We start from the raw sequence: 23,476 nt of genomic DNA, 5'->3' as shown, positions 1-23,476 counted from the left end.
TTTCAAAGGTTGAATCAAGACCTTTTGTATGGAATTGCTTTAGTTAAGAACGACCGCCGACATCAACATCTCTCCCTAGATATGGTTCTTTTCACTATAGCGCATGTGATCCTCTGGCGTCAATCCGCTTCGAATTTATACAGCTTCACACCATAACCAGTAAAAATCTCGTCAAGCTGCTTACTCACCACATCCCAGTCCCCGCCTGCTAATCCGCAGCCGATCCCGTATGGTATGGCGATAGTCAGATTTTCTTTTTTCGCGAGGGAGAGAACTTCTTCCAACCCTTTTTGCAGCATGTCATATTTCGTGTAGACTCCTTTTTTCCCATAACCCAGCTGTGCGAAAAGGTTAGCAATGTACTTCCCTTCCCCAACCTGGCAAAGCAGCACTTGCCCAAGGAGGTCGCCACGTGCATCCGCATACTGCTCGCAATGCCGCTTGTAATCCGTATAAACACTTGGATATTTGGCTCTTATTTGTTTGGCAAGCCCTGCTCCCATCACACCCATGCAGTTAACCTGTTGCACGATGATATTTTCCGGAGCTTCCAAAATGTTGCCTGACACGATTTGTACCCATTCATTCATGACACTTACTCCTTTCCTTACTCTACATGTAGGGCTTTCCTTTTACGCCTTAAGAAGCGCAGGCAAACAAAATAGAGCAAAGATGCTACTACGCCCAGGACATAAAACTTGGGAAGCAGCGTAAAGGTATGCATAACGATGAAGAAAAGCATCATGGTTGCGATGATTCCAGCCACGATGTACAGCATTGCTTCTAGTAGGAAAAGGAAACTCCCCTTGTTCCTTGGTAATCGCTTCATGATCCAATCTATAACGATAGATTGCGGAATCCCTAACAGAAACACCGTCGGGAACGTAAACATCGCAACGAAAAGAACCGCGGATCGATCCTGAAAATACAGAAGCGCAGCCCCAAACGTAAATAAAAAGCTGGCCAGTATACCCGCAATAAACCTTTCAGCCATGCGGAACCATCCCTCCTTCTTCCTACACCTGCTCACGTATAAACAGGTCTGGATAGTTTAGAACCAACCCGTTTGTATCAACCGTGATGTTTTCCACGAATGTTCCTGCCAGATATTGATAGACAGAAGAGTCGTCTTTGCTTTCTAGCAGCGTATATTGTTGCTGAACTTGTCGATACGTCAGCTCATGGGCTGAGAAATAGACTACCTGGATAGACTGTGGTTCCCCCAAAGAATACGACAAACGCCGGATTGGCAGTGTATTTGTGAAAGGTGTACAAGAAATATCGATATCGATACAGCCTACAAGCTCAGGAATGGGCTCGCCCACCTCGTTTGTCCAATTTCCCTTGCCATCCGATGAGAGATGCAAAGCTCCTTCTTCACCCACAATTGCCAGGGAAACCTCTCGCGTGGCCCAATTTGAATCCAGGACCATTTCATATTGGATTCTGGTAAGGGTAGCGTCATCCAGCTTCCCGATCACCATGCTATTTACGTGGATTCTGTTCGAACCCTCCCGTATTCTCACGTGCTCATATCCGACACCTGTCGTTGGTTTCCAGATAACATTCGTTGGTAACACGCGAACCCCTCCGATCATTTGTTCCCCTTTTCTCTATCCTATCATTTCTTGGATGAAAATGGTAGAGCCCTGTATGATCGGCTTACACAGCGCATACCTGCGTCATCCATGGAATAGGATCATAGTACCGGAAAAGAATGGAAAGGAGACAATCAATGGGTAATCCCTCCTTCTCCTTAACACAACCTGACATGCTGTCCATTATTCGCAACGGTCTCCCCAAAACCCACTCCCCCCTCCATATCATCATCGTTGGGGCTGGAATGGCTGGTCTTGTTTCTGCCTCGTTGCTTAAAGCAGCAGGGCACAACGTAACGATTTTGGAAGCTGGTGACCGGATAGGCGGGAGAGTTTTCACACTTCGCTCTCCTTTTACCCATGGGCATTATCTAGAAGCTGGGGCCATGCGTATTCCTCATACGCACGAACTTACCCTAGCATACGTGAGGAAATTCTCTCTTCCCCTTCATCCGTTTGTCAACAGCTCTTCCAACGACATCCTCTCTATAAACGGCATCAAAACAAGACGCTGGATTTATGAACGCAATCCCGACATCCTCCGCTTCCCTGTAGCGCCGCATGAAAAAGGCCGTACTTTCAATGAGTTAGCCGGTCAGGCCGTTAAGTCTGTCATCGACTTCATCAAACTCAATCCAGCGACGAACTGGCCCATCGTCGTCCAAAAATACGATCGTTTCTCCATGGATCAATTCTTGCGCTTCAATCCTGTTGGCCCTTCCTTATCCGCCCCCGCTATCGATATGATCAAGGTCATGACTGGCTTCGAGGGTTTCCCTGAGCTCGCTTTTCTCGAAATTTTACGAGACTTCATCCTGTTCGATCCTTCTACACGTTTTTACGAAATAACAGGGGGATTTGACCAGCTACCACAGGCATTTCTTCCACAATTACAGGCCCATATATACTTCCGGCATAAAATGACGCGAATCGTCCAGACGGGAAAGCAAATAACGATTTCTGGCGTTCGTACCGACACAGAAGAACGATTTCAGATGACCGGTGATATCACGATTATTACCATCCCATTTACTGTCTTGCAGTATGTTCAGGTCGAACCGTACGACCTGTTTTCCTATCAAAAATGGAAAGCTATTCGTCAGCTCCACTATGTTTCCTCCTCCAAAATAGGTGTTCAGTTTTCTCAGCGCTTCTGGGAAGCACAGGGAATAAGGAGCGGACAAACCGTAACGGATTCACCTATTCGTCTCTCTTACTTTCCCAGCCACGGGTTTGATCAGCCCGGAGGTGTCGTATTGGTCAGTTATACATGGGAGGATGACGCTCTGCCATGGATCAGCATGTCGAGAGAAGAACAAGTGCTGCAAGCAGTAAAGCATTTGGCTGACATTCATGGGGAGCAGGTGTACAAAACCTTCGTTACGGGGGTCACACATAATTGGGCGTTGCAGCCTTATGCTGCTGGTGCCTTTGCCTTTTTCAAACCTTTGCAGGAGACGGAATTAACTCCCTATATTGGTGCGCCTGAAGGAAAAATTTATTTTGCGGGGGAGCACACCTCTAATGAACATCATGGCTGGATTCAAGGGGCGATTGAGTCTGCTGTGCGCGTGGCTGTAGAAGTGGGGAGAAAATGAGCGGGGGTCAATACGATGAAAGATTCCGTACATTCCCCCGCCGCTTATCGACTACGATTCTTTTACGAATTCAACTCATATTCTTTTCGAAGCAACGCCAGCTTTACAAGATCAATGTACATCCCATTTTCAAATTCCGTTTCTCGATGGATTCCTTCTACTTGAAAGCCAAATTTTTGGAGCAAATGGGTGGATGTCGTATTTCGCGTATCTGCTTCTGCTTCTATTCTGTTTAGATGCATATTCGAAAACCCGTACGCGATAATGGGCCGCAGTGCTTCCGACATGATCCCCTTATTCCACCATGAAAAATTCAGATCATACCCAATCTCTGCTTTGTTATGTACCGCATGATAATGTTTATAGCCGCAGCTGCCAAGAAACTTTCCAGTAGAACGATCCGTGACCGCCCACCTGAGTCCCTGTTTTTGTTCAAATAAGTCTCGATACCATCGAAGTTCATTTTCAGCATCTGCGATCGATTGAAACCTCGCGATCCCTACATATCTCGCCACATCCTCATGTGACAACACTTCAAAAATATCTTCGATGTCTTGTTGATCAGGTTGGCGAAGGATCAATCTGTCTGTTTCGATGATAGGGAATTGATCGAACATCGTCGGGTTACTCACGTTAAGAACCTCCTCGAAAACGTATGATGAGAAATTTTTGGTGCCTACCTACTACAGTATCTTACGAAAATGATATTCCATTTCTCCACCCAAGGCTGCCAGAGTATCACCTGTTTTACGGAAATCATGGGTATAAATCGTTTCAAACGGCCCAAAATCCGTTTGCTTATAAAACTCAAAGCAAGGGAAGCCATCATGTGCTCCTTCGATCAGGATAAGACCATCCCTTTTCGCCGTTACCGACAATAAGTAGTCAACCGGTGGCGCATGCTCATTCAGGGGATTACTCGCACTTGCGCTCATTTCAAAGCTCACTTCTTCATCCGTCTTCCATATCATATTCCTGCACAAAATGCCCTCCGTACTCGCTTTTCCCTTTCGTAGCTGAATCGAGCCATCAGGATTCGTGATTTTCTCTGTTGTGATTCCCGTATTCTGATAAGTAAAAATTTCTTTTTTCATAAAGTCTACGACAACCTCTTGCTCCACTCTGGAACGCATGGTGTTTACCGCATACGGGGTAAATTCACGCGAATCTCCTTCGAATTGAATGATTCTTCCTCTTTGCGGATCAGTCCTTGGTTCCGTCCATGATAAGGGGATAAATACACTTGCCCTGATTTTGATCAGGTTCACCATACCTTAGCACCTCCATGTGTGATTGTTCTTCTAAGACAAATATGTTTACCAAAAACTAATACGCCATGAACAACGCTTTTCTACAATGACCCTGGTTTAGTTCACGCATGAGTAACTCACAGATGATAGCTGTCCTCTTCTCCTCGTCATATTGTATGGCGAGATGATAGTCCCAAAATGGTATAGAGTTTTAGACCGGAACCCCTTATGGTGCAAGAGGTCCCGCTCTTCTAAATCACCAGGTAATTTTAATTTTCTTTCCGGATCCACAGAAACATCTACGAATTAATTGTTCTTACTCCCTAACAGTGAGCAACACTCCACATGACTGGATGGATTGAGCTTCATTTTCGTAAGACGAGCTTCGTTTTACCAACCGATCTTACCTTTGCTGAATTCCGTTGGACTATCTTCCGTCGGTTTACCTTATTCCTAGACCCCGGCCCTCGAAGGATTGCAATTACACTTGAAGCGGAGATTCCAGGAAAAGAAGGGAGTGCAGCGGTGACGGTAACTGCTCTGAATCCAGGTTGATCAGGGTTGATAAACGATCTAAATTTTGCCGTAAAATTCCCTTTGGCGTCTGTAATAGTAAAGGCAGGGATTACGACACCAAAAGTATTTTCGGTTGCAAAAACGACTACGATCCCTGGTTTAGGACGACCGTTCACCTTGACTTGTCCCGAGAGATTCGATGTTTCCCTTGCTACGATTATGGTTGGTACGGCGATCATGGTCATCGTAGCTTTTTTTCGTTTTGTTCCCTTTATTGAACTCATACCTCAACACCTCCATTAACAGTTATGGTATTACAGCATTACCATATGAAAATGGGGGGAGGTTTGTCTGTGCGAATGGAGAGAGGTTTGCAGGAAATGCTAGCCCTCTCCGCTTAGCGCAGATGCATCTTGGCTTCGCCTAGTCCCACAGCTCTTGTCATTGTTTCCAACCTAATCAGAATGTCATCTATTGATTCGCTATTTGCAACGCCTTTCCTTTCGTCCATATTAGGGTTAAAGCGCAAAAAAATAGGACCTATCACGATAAAGTTCCCCTCATTTAAGTAAGGTGGGATGATGATGAAAGAGAATGCCAAAGTTCACGCTCCAGACAGATGTATTTTTCTCGTTACCGGGATTATGGCTTCTGGAAAATCAACAGTAGCTCAGTTACTTGCTGAAAAGCTAAATCGAGGGGTCCATCTGCGCGGTGATTCGTTCCGACGAATGATTGTAAACGGCAGAGAGGAATATATGCCCGAACCGTCAGAAGAAGCCATTCGTCAGTTGCGGTTGCGCTACAAAATAACAGCCTCTACGGCAGACACTTTTTTTGCAGAAGGATTTAATGTCGTTGTACAGGATGTTGTGATTGGCCCCTTTTTAGACGAATTTGTTGAAATGATTCAAAACCGTCCGTTGTATGTGGTAGTACTCACACCAAATGAAAAAGTGGTTGAAGAGAGAGAAGTTTCCCGTCCCAAAACAGGGTATGGTGCTTGGACGATTTCTCACCTCAATAAAATCTTGCAGACCGAAACACCAAAGCTCGGCATGTGGATCGATTCTTCCGAGCAAACGCCTCAAGAAACTGTCGAGGAAATTTTACTCTCCATGAAAAAACCTGAGTTCGGTGAAATCCCGAACTCAGGCAACCAGATCGTCTAACTTCTACACTTCTTACACTTCTTACACTGCGTACATGGTTGGCCAGAAGTACTCTACGCCTTCCGCGTACAAGAACGCTTGGAACTTTTTCAGCTCATCGGGAGTGTTACGGACAGCGCGAGGAGTCAGGCCATTTTGCAAGCAATAAGCTGTCAAATAACCAGCTACCTCACCGACGTTCCACTCTACTGGGTGGAGACGGAAGCATCCATTTGTAATATGCGTAACACCAAGATTTTTGCACGCTGGCAGCAGGTTATTTACACGCACTGGGATTAGGCTGCCCAACGGAATTTGGAACGGATAGGTAGATACATCGACGTAATTGCGGTTCGCTGTGCTCGGATGCAGGTCAATTCGGTAGCTACCGACACCAACGGAATCATGGAAGGCTTCTGCTTTGCCTGTTTTGCGGACAAATGCACTCACATGTTGCTCCAACACGGTGAATTCCGCTTTGATCCGGCGGGATTCACGAATATAAGGATACATGGCCAGTCCATCCTCTGTTCCCATTACATCCTTACGAAGTCGCAGTCCTGGATACCCTTGTCCACCATCTGGGCGAGGTGCCTCAGTTTGCATCCAATACAGGAGGGAGAGACTCAACTGTTTACCGCCGTAAAGATGACGCTGACGCTCTTCCTCTGACACATCAATGATCGAGCCGAGCCAGTAATCATTTTGCGGCCAGTTCACGGTCGTTACGCCACTCTTGTACAATCCTGTTTGGAAGTTCTTCGGATCAGCAATCTGACGATACGTGAAGAGCGGAAAATACTTAGTACCCGGAAACAGCTCATATCGTACAGATTCAACAGTATTTCGCGGGTTGGAGCCTGTCCAGCTGAGCAGCTTGTCCGGCCAAAAATCTGCTTTGTAGTTTCTCCAGAAATCATACGTTTCCGGCTTGGCAATTGTATGATCTTCTCCCTCCAAATAATCCATGGCAAAGCAATACGTAAATGCCTGAATATCATTTGGCTGCGGCGGCCCGACAACAGCATTTGGCTCCCCTGTTTGATCCACTGATTCAGCGCCAAGTACGTATTCTACGCCGGCTTGCGGGAGTACATCTCCACATTCTGTCGCGTCCAAGAAATAAGGTGCTACCAGTTCATGGAAATCATGATGTTTCTGATCTTCTACTGTGATCGACAGTACGTTATCGCCATCCATGCGAACGGAATGCAGCTTGTGATTCGTCAGAATAGTAAGTCTACCACTGTTAATATAAGGAGCAAGCATCTGATAAAAAACAGCTAGCGCTACTTTTGGTTCGTGGCAAAGGCGACTTACCGAACCGTTACCGGGATCAAGATTCGGGATGACACGGGCTTCTGCCGTCATTGGATAGTAGTTGCGATAATAATCACGTACGCTGTCACGGAATGTGCGATAGCTGCGCGTGCAACCAAACTGTTCGATCCATGGATGCTCATCTGGCGGTACCGCTTGGCTCGTAAATTGACCGCCAATCCAATCTGTTTCTTCCGTCATAATGACTGATTTTCCTGATTTCGCTGCTGCCAGTGCTGCTGCGCAGCCACCAGTACCTCCCCCAATAATTACCACATCAGCATGAAGTTCTCTCATTCTACTTCCCTCCACAATTTTTACTTTTTGGTTGTTTCTGACAATTAATACGCAAGAATTGACAAAAGGTTACAATTTTCGCAAAAAAACGAAATTATTTTTTTCATCGGCTTCCACTTGTGCAAACTTTGACTCTGCATTCGTGCCTCAAATTTGCCTAGGAGTTGCTGCCCCTTTTCATCCCCTTCCTGCTGTCTCTTACCAAGCCAGCATTCTACATCTCCACCCTGAAACTTGTATCGCTGGGTGAGATTTCCTTTGCAAAGTTAAATAAAACAGGAACGTACGTTCTTATATAAATATATACGAACACGATGCGAACAGTCAAGAATTCATTTCCTTTTTTCTCTATTATTTGTAAAGATCTAGACGGTTGAGTGTAAGCCAAAGTGATTGTAAGCACAAAAAATCCCTCCAGCTCGACTTTCTCCAGCATGAAGGGATTTTTAAATTGTTTTTATTTAAACAAATTAATCGTGGTAATAATGATTGGCATTGCGAACACGTCAATCAGAAAGGCACCGACGATCGGAACCACCAAGTATGCTTTTCGCGAAGGACCAAATCGTCCCGTTACGGCCGCCATATTCGCCATTGCGTTTGGAGTAGCGCCCAGACCATGCCCTGTAAAGCCTGCGACCATGACTGCAGCGTCGTAGTTTTTGCCAAGCAAACGGAACAGGACGAAAATCCCAAACAAAACGATGAAAACTACTTGAACAAATACGATCACCAGCATTGGAAGCGCTAGATCGGCAACTTCCCACAGCTTGATGCTCATCAGTGCCATGGACAGGAAGATTCCGAGTGTCACGTCACTGATCAGGTTGATGCTCTTCATGTCGATTGCCTTTGGATTGAGCTTGTCTACGATATTACGGACAATTACCGCTACAAACATCGCTCCCACATAACCAGGAAGAACAAATCCGGTTGCAGTCGAGAACAGCTCTCCCAAATACGTTCCCAATGCCATACAGAACGTAATCAACAGGACTTGGATGAAGAAGGTATTCGAGTGAATCGGTTGTCCTTTTTCTTCTACAGTCTCTACTACTTCTTCCGTTTCCGTCGGCTTCAGATCATGCTTGGCAATTAAATATTTCACAGTCGGTCCGCCAACCAAGCCCCCTGCTACAAGACCAAAGGTAGCTGCTGCGATCCCAATCGCCAACGCAGATTGAATGCCCATATCCTCAAGCGTTTGTCCAAAAGCGCCAGCCGCTCCATGTCCACCTTCCATCGAGACAGCCCCAGCCATCATCCCGATCAATGGATGAATACCGAACACAGAAGCTAAAGACACACCGATTACGTTTTGGGCCAAAGCCAGAAATCCACAGGCGATCCAGTAAATAACCAGCAGCTTACCACCAAGCTTGATCAGCTTAAAGCTCGCTCCCAATCCAACGGTAGTAAAAAACGTGAGCATGAACAAGCTTTGCAAGGAAGTATCCAATGTAATTTGTAAAATTCCGGTCGCTTTCAAAGCCGTTGCAATGATAGCGAACAATAAGCCCCCAACCACTGGTGCTGGGATACAAAACTTTTGCAAGAAGCTAGCCTTTTTTACGAGAAATGTACCTAATACGAGAAGTGCGACTGCGAGAAAAATCGTCGTTACTTGATTAAGTGCTAACGTCATAGTTGTCTCCCCTTAGTTCTCTAGTAATCCCATGATGGCTTCATTCGTCAAGTAAGCACCTAACTTTACTGTTCTTCCGTTTTCATCTAAAACCGGATTGACTTCACAAATATCAAAAGAAAGCGTTTTCTTATGAGCGGCAACGGTACGGATCAAAGTACGAACAACCATCGGTGTTAAGCCGAAAGGAGATGGAGCACTTACTCCCGGTGCAAAAGCTGCGTTTAGAACATCTGTACACAGCGTCAGCATGACATGATCGTGCTTTTCGATGAATTCGCTTACAGATAAACAAATTTCATCCATTCGTGCGTCCGTCATCTCTTCTTCATACACATAGTGCACACCAAGCTCATCTGCTTTATCAAATAGCTCCTGTGTATTTCCGAAGCGCTGAATCCCCAGCACATAATAGCTGCTATTTTTGTCATGCTCTAGTATTTGCCGAAACATCGTCCCCGATGAAGGCTGAACTTCGTAGGAACGCAAATCGAAATGAGCGTCAATATTGATAATGCCCAGAGAAGCCTCTTTTCCAATATGCTTCCGGACACCAACGTAATGTCCATACAAGGTCTCATGGCCTCCGCCTAAAATAATGGGTGTCATGGCTTTGGAAAAGATCGCAGAGACGGCATTCCCCAGCTCTTCCTGGGCAGCTTCTAGCTCTTCGTTTGGACAAGCAACATTCCCCACATCAACAATCCGTTTTCCTTCCTCCACCTTCCAAGGAAGGCTTGCAAGCGCTTGCCGAATTGCGTTTGGAGCTTTGGCTGCACCCAATCGTCCTTGATTGCGCCTTACTCCTTCCTCGCATTCAAACCCAATGATAGCGACTGTACGATCCTTGGCAGCTTGCAATGTATCCAAGTCCGTTATTTCTACAATCTGATGGTAGCGAAAACTACTTCTTCTCTCCGTATGGTCAGTCCGGCCGGTCCACAAATCTGCTGATACATTCATTGGCAAGCTATTCACCCTTTCTGAACCTTTTGTTTATTGATTATATAATGACAAACTTATTATTTCTAATATATAATTTAAATAAATTGATAGCTTTAAGCTATAAATAAGGGTAGGCGATCCAGTTGGATATTAAACATTTGCACTATTTTGTGACAGTTTGCGATCAGTTGAGCTACTCCAAAGCCGCACAAAAACTGCATATTTCACAGCCTTCCTTAAGTAATGCGATCAAAAATCTGGAGCAAGAAGTGGGCTCTCCGCTGCTCGAGAGAAACACGAGAAAAATGGAGCTTACGGATGCTGGTAAAATCTTGTATCAGAAATCGTTGCTGCTTCTTTCCCAAATGAACATGCTGAAAAAAGAGATGGAAGAAGTGAAGCTGACTGGGAGCGGCGATCTCATCATCGGCATCATTGAGTCCGTGAAGCATTGGATTCCAAAAGTCATTCGCGGATATCAGGGGCGTTTTCCCTCTATTAACATCAAGCTAATCGAGGTGCTGAGCGGGAAAGCTGTAAAGGAATCACTGCGGAAGTATCATACGCACTTGCTCATAACCAACCAATTCATCGATGAAGACGATATCGAATCCTTTCCTCTGTACGATGAGCGCTTAATGCTGGTGCTACACAAGGATCATGCGCTGGCGGAAAAGGAATCCGTTCGCTTGAAAGACTTGGCTAATGAGCCATTCATCATTAGTACAGAGGGATTTCAGACGAGGGAGGATATTTTAACAGCCTTTTCGTTTGAACAAGTCAACCCGCAAATCAAATTTGAGATTGAGCGCTTTGAAACTGCGTTGACGTTAGTGAGAGAGAATCTGGGGGTTACGATTATTCCAGAGAACTATTTGTCTGGATCAACAGATGCTTCGCTTGTTCGGAAAACGATTGATTCCCCTGCGTTGGAGCGGACGGTTTATTTGGCATACTTGAAAAATCGTTATTTGGCCCCGGCGATGCAGGCTTTTCTAGAGGAGGTTCGGGGGAAGTTTCCATCCAAGACATAGCCAATACCCTCTACATCACATAGAGGGTGTTGGGTTACTAACTCTTAGGAATCGTCACCGTTAACTCTTCTTCTGTATTCTTCTGATAATCTTTCTTCCAGTAGAGGAGCTCGGTTTCACTCTTCCATTCGAGTGGGAAATAGTCCGTATGATCATCGGCTTGAAGCAGCTTTTTCTGCTTCATGGTAGCCAAATCATACAGCCATATGTCTTCTGTCTCTTCGTCTTCCATCCCGTATTTTTCTTTCGCAACTTTCCCACTTAATAAAGAAAATGCTGCCCATTTCGAATCTGGTGAGAAACGGAATTGGAAAATATAAGAGAAGGGCTCACTCATTTTATCGTTTGCTACCTGATAGATTTGTCCGCCGCGATGTCTGCTCGTTCCCGTATCCAATAGGAGATACTCAGAATCGGGAGACCATGAAAAGAAATAGCGGTCAATGACTGCCTCTTTTATTGGGGAGGGTGAATCGTTGCCAACCTTCCAAATGTATGCCTGACCTTCTTCGGTCGTTCCCTTATAATAGGCAACTGCTTGAAAGTTCGGCGACCATTTGGCGTGAAAGGTATCCTCGCCTGTATACAGCTTCTGCTCGATCTTGTCCATTTGCTGCCATGTTTCCGGACTCACCTGTATACTTTCGGCCTCCAAGGTTGTCTGTGGATAAGTAGCGGGATCAACAAGATTATAGTAATACGTGAAGCCATCTTTTCCATATACTTTTACATGATGAGTCGAACTTTCATAGTAGCGGGCGTTTCGGCGCTCCTCGTCCTTGTCGGGTAGGTAAAACGTGTATTCATCCTCCTTCCACTCCCCCTGATATGTTCCCCCTTTCACCTTTTCTATTTCACGGATTTTGTAGAGTACTTGATAAGGAGACAGAGGTTCTTTTCGTTGTTCTTCCACTGGTTGGTTGGTAGGGACTGTTGTGTTTGGGCTAGAGGATGGAATTGGTTCGGGTGTTGGTTCTTTCTCCGTTTCTTGATTGGGTGTAACGGATGGAGTAGGGCTTGGTTTTGCTGTGGTCTCTGTTGTTTGGCCGGTGTTTTCCGATGTGATCGGTTTGGTCGGTTCCTGTTGACATCCGGTTACCAATACGATCATGCCGAGCATCGAAAGCCATTTTCTTTTATTCGAAGTTTTTCTCAATGGTTAAGCGCCCCCAAGAATGGTAAGAAGTAGAAATAATACATTCCGATTATACCAATTTTTACACGGATAGAATAAATTGATTTCACAATTCGATCATCTTTTTATATAATTGGGAAAGTCTTGAAAACATTCAAAAGCAGGTGATCCTTTGGTGAGTGTAGGCGATGCTCCTTCTACCTTTTTTGTGTTTCTTCCTGTCCTTCTTCTCTTATTTTTGAACGTGATTAATATTGTCATCAGCATTTGGGCATACCGTGATGCAAGGAGACGAGGGAATAGCAAGGAGTTCTCCATCATCGTGCTTATTGCTTTATTGTTTTTTCCGATTATTGGGTTGATTGTTTATTTGTTGATTCGGAAAGATAAGTTTTGAAAGTAAGGAATTCCCTGTCCTTACTTTTTTATTTTTCTCTTCGTACATCCCTCCACATCTGATTTTTAGAAATAAAAAAAAAGCAGTCAAACAGGAATCCCTTCCCGCTCAACTGCTTGATAAAAAATAGGATTAGTCTCTCGTCACATTGAGGATCAGATCATTCTCAAATCCGCCGATTGAGATGTCAGAATAGCACTTGAGCATTTCTGTAAGCATCACCTTTGCTTCCAGTCTGGATAGTGGTGCTCCCAGGCATAAGTGGCAGCCTTTTCCAAAGGATAAATGCTTGTTGCTATTCGGTCGATGGATATCGAATTGATCTCCCTGTGCAAAGGTATTTTCATCACGATTGGCTGAACCGAGCCATGCCATGACGATTTCGCCTTTTTTCATCAGACTTCCGAACATATCCGTATCTTCTTGAACCTTGCGCATCAAAACCTGTGCTGGTGGACGGAAGCGTAACACTTCCTCGATCGCTTGATCTACCAGTTCCGGATTGTCTCTTAATTCCCGATATACGCCTGGTCGATCCAATAAAAAGCAGTAAAAAACACTGAACAAGAGCGTACTTGTCGTTACATTTCCTGCGAGCAGCAAGCTAATTGCAATATCAATAATCTCGCGGTCTGATAATTTTTGACCTTTATATTCTGTTTGCGTTAAATCGGAGAGAAAATCTTTTGCCGGGTTCTCTCTTTTTTCTTGAATGATCGGCGAGAGATAAACAGCCATTTCCTTCATAATTTCCTCTTTTTTAAGGTTAATATCCTCATACGTTTCGCGAGTCCCGGAAGTGATGAGAACATCGGACCATTGTTTGAACAGCATCCAATCACTGGACGGTACACCGAGCAAATCGGCAATGACAATCACCGGCATCGGGGTTGCAAGATCACCTAAAATTCTGATACTTTGCTTTTCTTTTACTTCCTCCAGCAAATGACGTGAAATTTCTTGAATACGCGGCTCCCACTCCTGAAGTGTTCTGGTTGAAAAGGCCTTTGTATAAAGCGCTCTCCTTTTTCCATGATCAGGCGGGTCCATCTCTGTGATGCCCTTTTCTTTCAATGCGAGGGAACCGGCGATTCGTTTGCCTGTATCGCTTGAAAAGAGATGAAAATCGGTCAGTACACGCTCTACATCCGTATAGAGAAATACGTTCCAAACCTGTTGCTTTTCATCGTAATGGACCGGGCTATTTTTTCTCATTTCTGCATACCAGCCGTATGGTTCAAACTGCTGTTGCAGATTCTCGGCACCAGATATTTCATTAGGGAATACTATTTTATTCATTTCAATCACTCCTTATTTAAATAAGTAGGGAATTGCTGCAAACTGCTATACTCGGTACGACTTGATTTCCTCTATCATGGTATCTAGGAGTTTTTCTATTAACCCACTATCTGTATTCGATTCAAAGAAGGAAATAGTGAGGGTTATGCAATCTTGATACGTACTGACTCCAAGCATCAGTCCTGGTGCGTAATAGGCTGGCGAGACGATATACGCCCCTGCGACTTTCACATCATCGAATATTATTTGACTCGTACTAATCATACCAAAATTTGATAATATTGGTGTACTTTTTCCATCTTTTACAATTTGTTTTCTTACATCCTGAATGATCTTCAAGGTGTGATCGAACTCGAAATTTTCCACAAAGGCAAACGTGTTTACTGCATCATGCAAAATTTCTATATTATCGCGTTGATTCTTCATGAATTCGGCCACTTCTTTTACCTTATCTGCAAATGTCCCTGTTGCTTGATTCATAGTAGCGTGCACAACACCAGACAAGTTGTAAATCGCGTCTGCCTTGCCTTCAGGTAAGAATTTCCTTACATTAACTGTCACCATGACTTTGATTTGCTCAGCCGGAATATCCTCCATTTGTTGATATAAAGCTCGCATGTAGGCAGCCAATAGCACATCATTTACCGTAAAACCTTTTTGTTTAAATCCATGCGCCAGCTTCAGCCATTCTTCGCGCGTTATTCTGCGAATGGCTTGTCTTCTTTTGGCTGGTTCTCCAGGCATAAACGGAATTGTTGGTCCCTGGGGTTCTGGAGCTTCTGGCATCCCGCCATTCGGGATACCCATCTTCTTGAACAACCGGCTCTGATCCCTTCCCTCAGGGTTTGATTTGGGAACGTAGCGAGGGTTTTGTGCAAGCGCACTATATAGCGATGCTAACAAGTGAACATACTCAATCAACCCTGCACCATCACTGCATAGATGATTCAGTTTGATGCAAATGATATCTTTGGTCGGGGTACGCAGAATGCGAATTTTGACCATCGCATCAGCATCGATGTCTATTGGGCTCGACAGCCACTCCTGTATGGCTTTTTCTTCGGAATCGGACTCACTGAGAAGTTGCAAGGAACACCAACCGCTTGACGCCAAATCGCTACGTCGCTCCCAATAGGGGCGGACTGGATCTTTTATAAAACGGCAACCAATGATCGGTTCCGCAATGGTGCTTGCCTCCATCGCCTGAAGCAATCGCTGTTGATTCACCTGTCCGTCCATTTCCAGCACCATTTGAAGCTGGCAATCGGAAAGATACCTGACCATGTAATTAAACCTGTCACTCCCGTTTGCAGGCAGTCGTTGCGGGATTGCCATGTTTTGATTTACCTCACTGACATTCATTTCCTTCACACCCCTTCAACTAAAAAACATCCTGACTGTCCTTTTTATCAGCAGATCCTTGGGCTTCTATCGAATGGAAATCTTGTATTCCTCTAACCACATATTTATTTGGACAAGGTATTCGATCAGTTTGGTTGATTGAGCGAGATTCATAGGTGCTTTACCATCCAGTACAAATTGGATCACAGACTTTTTAATCAAGGGTAATAGAGGCGAATTGGGATTCGCCAGAATTTGCTTCATATGGTCCAAAATCGCATGGTAATACTCTGGATGATAGGTCATCGGATATGCGCTTTTGTTACGGTACAATACTTCCTGCGGCAAATAGCCTTTGAACGCTCTGCGAAGCAAGCCTTTTTCGATTTGATCAATATTTTTTACTTTCCATGGGACATTCCATAAATATTCAACCAAGCGGTAATCACAATAGGGAACACGTACTTCAAACCCCGTATACATGCTCATTCGATCCTTGCGATCCAATAGCAGCGGGAGAAAGCGAGTGATAAAAAGGTACGACATTTTACGCTGTTGAGCTTCCAGAGCTGTCTCCCCTTCCAAAGGGTGTACCTCTGCAATCCCTTCCTCATACCGCCTGCGAAGATATTCTTGTGGGCGAATCTTCTCGATAGCTTCTTCATTTAAAAAGGAACTCCACCCGTCATGCTCCATCCAAGGGAATTTGCCTGAATTCAAGAATTTCTCCTTCTGAAACCAAGGGTACCCGTTAAACACTTCGTCTGCCGATTCTCCCGATAGCGAGACGGTCGCTTTTTTCTTCATTTCCCGGCAGAACAAATAGAGGGAGGTATCTGTCTCCCCTAATCCCGGGAGATCACGCGCTCGCAACGGCATATGAAAATGAGTGATCAGATCTTGAGCGTTGAAGGTAATCTCTTGATGTCTAGTTTGTACATGCTCGGAGACTGATTTCGCCCATGGCGCATCCAAGCTAATGTGCAGCAAGCCTTCTTCAAAATGCTGATCATTGTCAACAAAATCTACCGAATAGGTTTGCAACGTCTGCCCTTTTTTACGGAGCTCTTCAGCGGCTAAAGCGACCAAGCCACTAGAGTCCAAACCGCCAGACAGCATACTAACCAATGGCAGGTCAGAGATTAACTGACGCTGTACCGTGTCTTGTAACAGGGCACGTATCCTTTCTGTCGTTGTATCCAAATCATCGGTATGCACCTTGCTCTCGAGTTTCCAGTATGGTCTTGTCCTGATTTGATCCTTTGTGACTGTTACACAATGTCCAGCTCGAACCTCATTTACATTGCGGAAAATGCCAAATCCAGGCGTTCTCGCCGGACCGAGTCCAATAATATCTGCTAACCCATCTGCTTCAACTTCAGACTTCACTTTTGGATGGGCAAGCAAGGCTTTCAGTTCGGAGCCAAACAAGAACGAGCTCCCACGTTGACAATAAAACAATGGTTTTACACCTAAGTGGTCACGTGCTAAAAACAAGCGATGATTTTTTTCGTCCCAAATGGCGAATGCAAAAATTCCATTGAGATGACGGACACATTCCTCTCTCCATTCCAAAAAAGCGTGCAGTAATACTTCCGTGTCAGAATTGGTTTGAAAAGTATGTCCAAGCAGCTCTAACTGGCGGCGCAGCTCTAAATAATTGTAGATTTCGCCATTGAACGATAAGACACATCTCTGATCTCCTTCTCGGTAGATCATGGGCTGCTTGCCACCTTCTGGGTCAATCACGATCAGGCGCCGATGCGCAATCGCTGCCCGAGGAGACAACCAATACCCCTCTTCGTCTGGCCCGCGATGCTGGATCGCTTGAGCCATTTTCTGCAAAATAGCATGCTGGGATGACAAATCGTCATCCCAATCAAGCCATCCCACAATTCCACACATAGTAACCTCTCCTCTTGTTCGCAAATTTAGTGTTGGGGATGATGCGTTATCGCACGGACTAACTCGCTTACCTTTTGCTCTGGATTCGCTACCAATCCTTCTAAAAGAGCATTCAAGTGCTGCAGCATACTGCTAATTTCCTGATCGTTGAAGTAGCGACGATAGTAGTTGATATGCAAGACTAGCACTTGTTCATAGAAAAGGATTTCCACACGTAATGGATGCTCTGTCTGCGCGATCGAATCATAGATGGTAGCACCGAGGACATCATGAAATCCTCTAAACACGGAGGAAAAATCCGGGAGCTGTTCGCTTACCAGATAGCTGTCAAACAAAAGCCGATCCCGTGGAATATCGCACCACTCATATATTTTTTTCAACGGCGTGTATTCGTATTGACTCGTCTCTACTACCTTGGACTGCATGTTTTGGAGCCAGGACAAGAACCTCATGTTTTGCTCAATGCTCACGCGAATGGGCAGAATATTGAAGAAAAGCCCGACAGAATGCTCGACTTCCATCATCGCTATGCTACGACCGGAGAAAATCGTTCCAAATACAACGTCTTCCTTGCCACTGTAATGGTGGAGCAGCAATGCCCAAGCTCCTTGTACCAATGTATATGGCGTTAGATGGTACTTCTTGGACAAGGATAACAGCGCCGCGGAAACCTCTGGCGATACGATGAACCTTTTCTGAGAATAGGGAGGCTCGTCAGCAGAAAGATTCTTCCTGCTCGCTTGCGCCCATTCAAGCATGGAGCTGGTCATTCCTTTCAAATTTTTCTTCCAAAACAGCTCGGCATCCGTTAAATCCTGCTGTTTTTGTAACGCAACATAGTCCCGGTAAGGATATACAGGCAAAATATCAATCGCCTTCCCTTGAGAAAACGCTTGATAATATTCGAATAGTCTCTTCACGATCAACGTATAGCTCCAGCCGTCCTGCAACATCAGGTTGAAGACGTAAATAAAGTAGTAGACATCCTCTCCTACTTGAAGCAAAGCCAGATGCGCATGTGGTGCTTGCCCCATCTCGAATCCTTGTTGTCTTAGCTTTTGAATATAGGATTGCAGTTGTTCCAGTTGATTTTCTTCCGGAATGCCGCGCCAATCTGCCTGTTTGATGTGGATATCTACTTTCTCATGCACGATCTGCATCGGTTCGTCCAGCTCTTCCCAGATGAAGGAGGTTCGTAAGGCAGGGAATTGTTGGATGAGATGCTGCCATGCCTGCTCAAAAGCAGCTACGTGGAAAGGACCACCCTCGATCCGAAAAGCATGATGAACCACATTCAAACCGGGCTCTGGATGATGTTTGTATCGATAGAGCATATTCTCTTGCATGATCGTCAGCGGATATACATCCTCCATATATGGGTTGTCTGCTTTTATCCGATCCAGCTGATGTTTATCAAGCGTGGGTAACTCTACTGTTACCGTTCCTTTCGCACTTTGGGTGGAAGCCGTACCTGCAACCTCTGCCAGTTCAGCTATCGTCTGGAATTGGAAAATTTGCTGTGGAGTCAATTCCAAACCGTGTTGTTTTGCTCTCGCAACCACTCGAATGGTATGAATGGAGTCGCCACCCAATCCGAAGAAGCTATTATGTATGCCAACCTTGTCCAAGCCCAATATTTCAGCCCAGACATTGGCAAGAATTTTTTCCGTCTCCGTCGTCGGTGGTACAAAATCTCCCTCCATCTCTGGCACTTCCATAAGCGGCGTAGGAAGCGCTTTGCGATCCAATTTTCCATTCATGTTCACTGGCATTTCGTTGATGAACTCAAAGATGGACGGAACCATGTAATCTGGCAGCTTATCCCGTAAATAACTGCGCAGCTCTGGAATGAACTGGCGAGCAACTCTGTCTATCAAAGGATCGTTCGCATACGATTCGATCGGCTGGTAGTTTTTCACTGGACGATGCCACGGGGTGACCACTGTGTTACGCTGTCTTTTTTCTAGTAAATGCTCAGGTCGAAGCACAGCTTCATAGCTGCCATCCTTTCTATCCCCCATCCAAGCGATATCTACGCTGAATCGAAGCTCAGCACCCAGCTTCCAAAGCTCCTCAGGGTCTATTCCAATGCCTGGAAGGTTTTGGTCTATTCTCAGCTCTTCCACCGTTTTGGCTACATCTTTGTCAGCAAGCAACGACTGGTATCGATTCGCCCTGTCCAACCGTAGATTAGGAATATTCGTAAGACCTAAGATTTGCGGTTTATACTTGGTCATGATTTGACGAAGTCCATCCATATTTTGAAGTCCCTCTTCATGCCAATCCAGCCAGGAAAAGTCCTCAATCGGCTGCACTTTTTTGCCGAGATGAAGAACCACATCATAGCGATAGCGTGTTAATTCATTATGATGACTTCCGCGCTTCAGCTTGATTTCTACATGGCTGATTTGATGCAGCTGCTCTTGAAGCGCATAGAAAAAGGCAGGATCGATAACCAGCTCCTGCTCTTGTCTCATTCGTTTCTGCACACGGCGCCGCAATTGATCCATGGTCAGCGTCGCCGGTGACTTTTCCATCTCTACCTCAGTGAGGAAGGTTTGCAGTAATGAAAGATTACGAACATCACCGACAAAAATGGAGCCTTTGTCATTCATGGTGTGTATAGCCTTTTTCAGCACATCCAACAGGTAGTCCGCATCCGGGAAATACTGCACTACAGAGTTAAGCACGATCACATCGAACTTCTGTCCCTTTAGCCCACTAAAATCATCCGCATAGCTCTTACGCAGGGTGACATTGGATAAATCCTCTCGTTGGTTGATCAGATTCGCAGTAATATAATCCAATGCCATCGACGAAAAATCCGTTCCCCAATATTGTTCACAATGAGGCGCAATTCGAGATAACAACAGCCCTGTACCGCACCCGATTTCGAGTACCTTTTTCGGTTGAAGGGCAAGGATACGATCCACCGTCGAATCGACCCATTCACGCATTTCTTCCGGTAAAAGAGGCTCACCTGTATAGCTGCTGTTCCAGCTGGTGATGTTGAAATCGGCCTCATATTTATTTTCATCATCATAGGCTTTATCGAAGACATCCTGCCATTCTGATACCTGTTCCGCAGGAAGGGCTTCTTCTGTTGCCTTTTTCAGTTTTTCCTTGGACTGTGAATCTGGCACGATATAAGATACCAACTGCTTATGCCCTGGTCTCTGCTCCGATTCATGTACGATCACAGCCGATTTTTGTACACGTGGATGTTCATCTAATACAGCTTCAATCTCACCCAGCTCGATACGGAACCCTCTGAGTTTGACCATAAAATCAATTCGGCCTAAATACTCGATGGTTCCATCCGGCAGGTAACGCGCCAGGTCCCCTGTTTTATAAAGGCGTGCCCCTTCTTTTTTGCTGAACGGATCAGGGATGAATTTCTCTTCTGTCAGCTCAGGTCGGTTATAGTATCCGCGCGCCAGTTGCACACCACCGATGTGCAGCTCGCCAGAGACACCTACGGGCACAGGCTTTAAGTGCTCGTCTAACAGATAGATTTGGGTGTTTGCCACAGGACGTCCAATCGGCACGGATCTAAGCTTGCTTCCTTTTTGACATGCCCAGTACGTGACATCAATCGCCGCTTCGGTAGGACCATACAGGTTGTGCAATTCCGCATCGAGACACTCGAAAAAGCGCTCCTGCGTTGAATAAGATAAGGCTTCCCCACTGCAAATGACGCGTCGAAGCGTATCGCAGCCACTAATTTCCGTCTCCTCCAGGAATACTTGAAGCATCGAAGGAACAAAGTGCATGGTGGTGATTTTCTCTTTTTTGATCAGGCGTGCCAGATAGGTCGTATCCTTGTGTCCTTCTGGACGAGCTACTACCATGCAGGCGCCTGTCATTAACGGCCAGAAAAATTCCCATACCGACACATCAAAGCTGAAAGGCGTCTTTTGCATCACCCGATCGGTTTCATTCAGTTGATATTGTTCCTGCATCCATAAAAGTCGGTTGACGATACCGCGATGGGCATTCATCGCCCCTTTTGGCTTACCTGTAGAGCCTGAGGTGTAAATCATGTACGCTAAATTGTCGCTGTTGACTCCGCTTGCGGGCGCCACAAGACTTTCCATGCTGATTGTTTCCCAATCTGAATCGAGGCAAATGAGTTGTCCACTGTATTCAGGGAGCGTGTTCTTTAGCCCCTCGGCAGTCAAGAGGAAAGCAGGAATCGTATCCGTGATCATAAAGGCCACCCGATCTTGCGGATAGCTCGGATCTAGGGGAACGTAGGCTCCACCTGCTTTGAGGATGCCTAATAGCCCAATGACCATTTCCAAGGAGCGCTCCATATAAATGCCCACAAGCGTTTCCGCTCTTACACCCTGTTTACGGAGAAAATTCGCCAGTTGATTCGCCAGTTGATCCAATTCACGGTAAGTGAGTTGCGCCTCTTCAAAAATAACGGCTGGCGCATCTGGTGTTTTGACAGCCTGCGCTTCGATTATTTCATGAAGACACATATTTTGCTCTGGGTAGTACGTCTTCGTATCGTTCCATTCAACTAACAGCTTTTGCTCTTCAGCAGCGGTCAAAATCGGCAAATCAGCAATCGGCTGGTTTGGATTCGCGACAATACCTGCCAGCACGATTGTAAAGCTTTCTAGCAGACGACTGATTGTCGATTCATTAAAAATATCGGAATTGAACTCAACGTCGAGGTCAAGGATATCCCCTTTTTCTACAACCTGAATCCAGAGGTCAAACTTGGATGTGTTGTTACGGAACTCTTCAAATTTGACCAAGGAAAAGCCTAATGCAGACATGTCCGATTTTTTCGGCATAGGAAAGTTCTGCAACACAAAGCAGACTTCAAATAGTGGATTTTGACTCATATTACGCTCAGGCTGCAATTCATCCACCAATCGTTCAAACGGTACGTCCTGATGTCGGTATGCGCTGTTCGCTGTTTCTCTCACACGTGACAACAGCTCCCTAAAGCTTTGATTGCCGGAAACATCCGTTTTGAGAACCAACGTATTTACAAAAAAACCGACCAAATTTTCTATTTCCACTCGGTTACGGTTTGCTACGGGCACTCCCACCCGGATATCATTTTGCCCACTGTAACGGTGCAGCAATATTTTTAACGCAGTGATCATGACCATATACAGCGTGGCATTTTCCTGCTCGCTCAGCGCTTTTATGGCATGAGAAAGGGAAGAGGGAATTTGTAGTTTTAGGCTCCCACCTTGAAACGTTTGGATGGGAGGTCGTGTACGGTCTACTGGCAGCTCTAATACGCTGCTTTCTTTTCCAAGAGTGTCTCTCCAGTAAGAGAGCTGTTTCTCCAACACTTCTCCTTGAAGCCACTCCCGCTGCCAGCTTGAAAAATCCGCATACTGGATCGGAAGCTCAGGCAATGGGGAAGGCTTACCCGCCAAATAGGCCTGATAAAGCAGAACCATTTCTCTAAAGAACACCCCAACTGACCAACCGTCAATGATGATATGGTGAACGTTCAAAAGCAGAATATTCAAATCCTCGCCGAGTTTGAATAACGTAACACGCAACAGGGGTCCCTTGGTTAAATCGAAAACATACAAGCTTTCCTCTTTCGCAAGTCGGCGAAACTCATCCTCCCTCTTTGCCTCGGGATGTTCTGTCAGATCGACGATGGGAAAAGGAATTTGCAAGGCAGGAGCAATTAGCTGATACGGCTCTCCGTTTGCGACTTGAAAGGTGGTTCGCAGGGCTTCATGACGCTTCACGATCTCATTCACGCACCGCTCCATGATGTTTGTGTGAAGCTCACCCGATAGATAGAAGGCGGCGACCACATTATAAGCAGGACTGTTTGGTACCAACTGGTCTAAAAACCATAGTCTCTGCTGGGCAAAAGAGAGGGGCACGAAGCCCTCTCTTGAACGCCGCGGAATCCCCGTCTTTTTCGTCTCCAGGCTTGAGCCTTTCAGCTTCTCCAGCAAGGCCAGTTTCTTCTCAGAAAGCTTCGATCTGCTCTCGGCAAGTATCACATCTCTTGATTTCGCTGATTCCTTATCGTTGATCATCGGATTGCTC

General features: G+C 45.5%; 18 protein-coding genes. 4 read left to right on the top strand and 14 right to left on the bottom strand.

Features of this window, described 5'->3' with window-relative positions:
• Positions 1-119: 119 nt before the first annotated feature.
• Genes HPY31_RS08065 through HPY31_RS08055 form a run of 3 tightly spaced genes read right to left on the bottom strand, consistent with a single transcriptional unit; the run spans position 120 to position 1,580 of the window.
• On the bottom strand, positions 120-590 hold the full coding sequence (locus tag HPY31_RS08065; protein ID WP_172139992.1) for a macro domain-containing protein: 471 nt from the start codon (positions 588-590) through the stop codon (positions 120-122).
• Positions 591-607: 17 nt separating this feature from the next.
• Positions 608-994 carry a hypothetical protein gene (locus HPY31_RS08060; RefSeq protein WP_172139990.1) on the bottom strand — a complete coding sequence of 129 codons (387 nt, stop codon included), beginning with the start codon at positions 992-994 and terminating at the stop codon, positions 608-610.
• A gap of 22 nt (positions 995-1,016) precedes the next feature.
• Positions 1,017-1,580, bottom strand: a complete 564-nt coding sequence (locus HPY31_RS08055) for a putative glycolipid-binding domain-containing protein (protein ID WP_172139988.1) — start codon at positions 1,578-1,580, stop codon at positions 1,017-1,019.
• Between the two features lie 155 nt (positions 1,581-1,735).
• On the opposite strand from HPY31_RS08055, the gene HPY31_RS08050 reads away from it, so the two are divergent.
• A complete protein-coding gene (locus HPY31_RS08050; protein ID WP_172139986.1) occupies positions 1,736-3,196 on the top strand; it encodes a flavin monoamine oxidase family protein in 1,461 nt (486 codons plus the stop codon).
• A gap of 62 nt (positions 3,197-3,258) precedes the next feature.
• Here the strand turns inward: HPY31_RS08050 and HPY31_RS08045 are convergent, their stop codons facing one another.
• The 3 genes from HPY31_RS08045 to HPY31_RS28620 all read right to left on the bottom strand — a co-directional run bounded on the left by HPY31_RS08045 (position 3,259) and on the right by HPY31_RS28620 (position 5,246).
• Positions 3,259-3,828 (bottom strand): GNAT family N-acetyltransferase, encoded by a 570-nt coding sequence (locus tag HPY31_RS08045; RefSeq protein ID WP_172139984.1) that lies wholly within the window; start codon positions 3,826-3,828, stop codon positions 3,259-3,261.
• A 51-nt stretch (positions 3,829-3,879) separates the two neighbouring features.
• Positions 3,880-4,467: a DUF3238 domain-containing protein gene (locus HPY31_RS08040; protein WP_172139982.1), complete on the bottom strand. Its 588-nt coding sequence runs from the start codon at positions 4,465-4,467 to the stop codon at positions 3,880-3,882.
• Positions 4,468-4,811: 344 nt separating this feature from the next.
• Complete coding sequence (locus HPY31_RS28620) at positions 4,812-5,246, bottom strand: DUF4198 domain-containing protein (protein ID WP_216675542.1); 435 nt, start codon at positions 5,244-5,246, stop codon at positions 4,812-4,814.
• A 294-nt stretch (positions 5,247-5,540) separates the two neighbouring features.
• Here HPY31_RS28620 and HPY31_RS08030 point away from each other — a divergent pair, with 294 nt between their 5' ends.
• Entirely contained in the window at positions 5,541-6,134 is a 594-nt protein-coding gene (locus tag HPY31_RS08030) for an AAA family ATPase (protein WP_172139978.1), read from the top strand.
• A 21-nt stretch (positions 6,135-6,155) separates the two neighbouring features.
• On the opposite strand, the gene HPY31_RS08025 is transcribed toward HPY31_RS08030, so the two are convergent.
• The 3 genes from HPY31_RS08025 to hutG form a co-directional block, all read right to left on the bottom strand.
• Positions 6,156-7,730: an FAD-dependent oxidoreductase gene (locus HPY31_RS08025; protein ID WP_172139976.1), complete on the bottom strand. Its 1,575-nt coding sequence runs from the start codon at positions 7,728-7,730 to the stop codon at positions 6,156-6,158.
• Positions 7,731-8,187: 457 nt separating this feature from the next.
• On the bottom strand, positions 8,188-9,375 hold the full coding sequence (gene gltS, locus HPY31_RS08020; RefSeq protein WP_087348204.1) for a sodium/glutamate symporter: 1,188 nt from the start codon (positions 9,373-9,375) through the stop codon (positions 8,188-8,190).
• Positions 9,376-9,387: 12 nt separating this feature from the next.
• Entirely contained in the window at positions 9,388-10,353 is a 966-nt protein-coding gene (gene hutG, locus HPY31_RS08015) for a formimidoylglutamase (RefSeq protein ID WP_172139974.1), read from the bottom strand.
• Between the two features lie 110 nt (positions 10,354-10,463).
• Between hutG and HPY31_RS08010 the strand changes: the two genes are divergently transcribed.
• Positions 10,464-11,354 carry a LysR family transcriptional regulator gene (locus HPY31_RS08010; protein WP_172139972.1) on the top strand — a complete coding sequence of 297 codons (891 nt, stop codon included), beginning with the start codon at positions 10,464-10,466 and terminating at the stop codon, positions 11,352-11,354.
• Between the two features lie 37 nt (positions 11,355-11,391).
• Here the strand turns inward: HPY31_RS08010 and HPY31_RS08005 are convergent, their stop codons facing one another.
• Positions 11,392-12,465 (bottom strand): hypothetical protein, encoded by a 1,074-nt coding sequence (locus HPY31_RS08005; RefSeq protein ID WP_253901735.1) that lies wholly within the window; start codon positions 12,463-12,465, stop codon positions 11,392-11,394.
• A gap of 196 nt (positions 12,466-12,661) precedes the next feature.
• Between HPY31_RS08005 and HPY31_RS08000 the strand changes: the two genes are divergently transcribed.
• Positions 12,662-12,886, top strand: coding sequence for a PLDc N-terminal domain-containing protein (locus HPY31_RS08000; RefSeq protein ID WP_015892232.1), 225 nt, complete (start codon positions 12,662-12,664; stop codon positions 12,884-12,886).
• Between the two features lie 132 nt (positions 12,887-13,018).
• On the opposite strand, the gene HPY31_RS07995 is transcribed toward HPY31_RS08000, so the two are convergent.
• The 4 genes from HPY31_RS07995 to HPY31_RS07980 form a co-directional block, all read right to left on the bottom strand.
• Entirely contained in the window at positions 13,019-14,185 is a 1,167-nt protein-coding gene (locus HPY31_RS07995; protein ID WP_172139968.1) for a cytochrome P450, read from the bottom strand.
• A 45-nt stretch (positions 14,186-14,230) separates the two neighbouring features.
• Positions 14,231-15,547 (bottom strand): condensation domain-containing protein, encoded by a 1,317-nt coding sequence (locus tag HPY31_RS07990; RefSeq protein ID WP_172140636.1) that lies wholly within the window; start codon positions 15,545-15,547, stop codon positions 14,231-14,233.
• 66 nt (positions 15,548-15,613) lie between these two features.
• Positions 15,614-17,431 carry an asparagine synthase (glutamine-hydrolyzing) gene (gene asnB, locus HPY31_RS07985; RefSeq protein WP_172139966.1) on the bottom strand — a complete coding sequence of 606 codons (1,818 nt, stop codon included), beginning with the start codon at positions 17,429-17,431 and terminating at the stop codon, positions 15,614-15,616.
• 26 nt (positions 17,432-17,457) lie between these two features.
• Positions 17,458-23,466 (bottom strand): non-ribosomal peptide synthetase, encoded by a 6,009-nt coding sequence (locus HPY31_RS07980; RefSeq protein ID WP_172139964.1) that lies wholly within the window; start codon positions 23,464-23,466, stop codon positions 17,458-17,460.
• Between the last annotated feature and the right edge of the window lie 10 nt (positions 23,467-23,476).

This window comes from Brevibacillus sp. HB1.3 (assembly GCF_013186635.1).
GTDB lineage: Bacteria > Bacillota > Bacilli > Brevibacillales > Brevibacillaceae > Brevibacillus > Brevibacillus brevis_D.
Note: the sequence above shows the minus strand (reverse complement) of the source record. Positions and strands in the feature narration are given on the sequence as shown.